This window comes from Xanthomonas sp. SHU 199, assembly GCF_000364665.1.
In the GTDB taxonomy this organism is placed as follows: domain Bacteria; phylum Pseudomonadota; class Gammaproteobacteria; order Xanthomonadales; family Xanthomonadaceae; genus Xanthomonas_A; species Xanthomonas_A sontii.
Window position 1 is genome coordinate 1 of sequence record NZ_AQOI01000579.1, and the last position, 2,160, is coordinate 2,160.

The 2,160-nt window shown below is 74.2% G+C and carries 1 protein-coding gene; it reads left to right on the forward strand.

The genetic code is table 11. The annotated features are described in order from the left end of the window. Positions 1-239 precede the first annotated feature (239 nt). Positions 240-2,160 (forward strand): GGDEF domain-containing protein (locus tag D183_RS0117030; protein WP_157835219.1); only part of this gene is annotated, 1,921 nt, incomplete at its 3' end.

Below are 2,160 nucleotides of genomic sequence, written 5' to 3' on the forward strand. Positions count from 1 at the left end.
CGCAAAGATCGGAAGAGCCACGCCGGCCGGCCACGCCTGCCGTGCTGCCGGGCGGGGCGGGTCCGCGGCCGCGGTACACTAGCCGCGCGACCGCTGGCGGCCGCACGGCGCCTACCGGGCATGAGGCCGGAAGGTGTGGACGATGGGCCTGTGCATCCGGGCGCAGGCGTCGTCGGAGCGTTCGGGTGCGCAGTGCCGATACCGCGTGGGCGGCCGGCGGGTCCACGGTTCGCATGCTCATGTCTTCTCCCCTGTTGCTCGGTGTCCTGGCGTTGGCGCTGCCGTTCGCCGCCTGCGGCGCCTCCCGTGCCGAAGCCGCGCCCTCGGGCGCAGCGCAGGCTGCGGCGTTCGATGCGCTGATCGAGGATGTCGGTGCGCACGGCAAGGACATGGCCGCCGACGAGCAGGCCTACCGCGTCGCGCATGCGCGCCTGCAGGCGCTGCTGCCCGCCGGCGACCCGGTGCGGCGGGCGCGCCTGGACGCCTTCGACTGCCAGCATTTTCCGCAGGGCCCGGCCGCGGCGGTGGAGCAGGCGCGGCGCGGCGAGCGCGGCGCGATCGCGCGCGCCCATGTGCAGGTCCGCCTGGAGTACCTGCTGTGCGAGACCTATGCGCTCTACAACGACGGCCAGCGCCCGGCCTATCTGCGGCCCGCCACCACGATCCTGGCGCTGACCGGTGCGCACCGGTTCCCGCGCCTGCGCGCGGCGGCCCTGCGCATGCGCGCCTTCGCCGAGCGCGACGCCGGCCACTACGCGCAGTCGCTGCGTACCTTGCAGGAACTCCACCGGCTCGACGAACAGCGCGATGGCGGCTGGGTCGCACTGCTGACCCTGATCGGCATCGCCGACGCCTACTTGGACATGGGCCTGCCGGACCTGTCGCACCAGGTCGTCGCCGAGGTCCTGCAGCGGGCCAGGCAGGGCGATGGCGGCTACATGCATGCGCTGGCGGTGGAGCGCGAAGGCGCCATCGCCGAGCAGCGCGGCGATCTGCCGGCGGCGCTGGCCGCCTACCTGCGCGCGGCCGAGCTGCATGGCCGGCATCCGCTGGAGGGGTCGCAGGCGTCGCTGTTGCTGCGCGCGGCCCGGGTCAACGCGTTGCTGGGCAACCTGCCGCAGGCGCGGGCGCAGCGGCAGCAGGCCGAAGCGCAACTGGTCGCGATGGGCGCCACGCGGCTGATGCGCGCGCGCCGCGATTACGTCGATGCGCTGATCGCCGAGCGCAGCGGCGATGCGCGGGCCGCGCTGGCGCTGGCCGAACAAGCCGAGCAGGGCTATCGCGCCAACGGCGACCTGCGCAGCCTCAGCGACGTGCTGGACCTCAAGGCCACCGCCTTGCGCGCGCTGGGCGCCTGGCGCCAGGCACTGGATGCGCGCGAGGCACAGATGCGCGTGCAGCAGGAACTGGATACGCGCATGCAGCGCGAGCAATCGCAGTTCCTGATCGCCGAATCGGAAAGCCGCGAGCGCGACCTGGCGGCGCTGCAACTGGCGCAGAAGGCGGAAACCCAGCGTAACCGGCTCCAGGCGATGGAGCGCGAGGCGACCCTGCGGCGCGCGTTGCTGGGCGCGGCGCTGCTGTTGCTGGCGGTGCTCGTCGGGGTGTTGTTCCTGACCCTCGGGCGCCTGCGCGGCGCCCGCCGCGAAGTGCGGATCGACAGCCTTACCGGCGTCGCCTCGCGGCGCCAGGTCCTGGGCGAACTGGACACCGCGCTGGCGGCGTTGCCGCGCGGCGGACGCATGCCGCTGTCGGTGCTGGCGCTGGACGTGGACCACTTCAAGCGGATCAACGACGAGCACGGCCATGCGGCGGGCGACCAGGTGCTGCGGCTGGTCGCCACGACCCTGCGGCAGAGCCTGCGCAGGAACGACAGTTTCGGCCGGACCGGCGGCGAGGAATTCCTGGCGCTGCTGCCCGGCGCCGCCTGCGCCGAGGCACGGGAGCTGGCCGGGCTGCTGCGCGAGGTGCTGGAGCGGCAGTCGTTCGACGCGATCGTGCCGGGCCTGCGCCTGACCGTCAGCATCGGCGTCGCCGAAGCCGGCGCCGGCGAGAGCAGCCAGGCGCTGCTGGCGCGCGCCGATGCCGCGCTGTACCGGGCCAAGCACGGCGGCCGCAACCGGGTGGAACTGGCGTCGGCGCCGGGCGCGGCCAACGCGC